This window comes from Mesorhizobium sp. M1A.T.Ca.IN.004.03.1.1, from assembly GCF_003997555.1.
In the GTDB taxonomy this organism is placed as follows: Bacteria; Pseudomonadota; Alphaproteobacteria; order Rhizobiales; family Rhizobiaceae; genus Mesorhizobium.
Genome location: NZ_RZTV01000517.1, coordinates 1 through 262, shown reverse-complemented (window position 1 = coordinate 262; position 262 = coordinate 1). Strand labels below are relative to the sequence as shown.

The 262-nt window shown below is 62.2% G+C and carries 1 protein-coding gene; it reads left to right on the top strand.

All coding sequences use genetic code 11. The features are described from left to right. On the top strand, positions 1–262 hold a 262-nt coding region (locus EOD29_RS32705; protein WP_164763993.1), incomplete at both ends, for a F0F1 ATP synthase subunit A.

Genomic DNA, 262 nt, shown 5'->3' with positions numbered 1-262 from the left:
TGAATGTCTTCGTTCCCTCGGGCGTGCCGGGCGTTCTGCTGCCGCTTGTTGTCGCGATCGAAGTCATCTCCTTCCTGTCCCGTCCGATTTCGCTCTCCGTTCGTCTTTTCGCCAACATGCTCGCCGGTCACATCACGCTGAAGGTGTTCGCAGGCTTCGTCGCCTCGCTTGGAGCCCTCGGTGCAGTCGGTGTCGGCGGCGCCGTTCTTCCCCTCATCATGACCGTCGCCCTGACCGGTCTCGAGTTCCTCGTCGCCTTCCT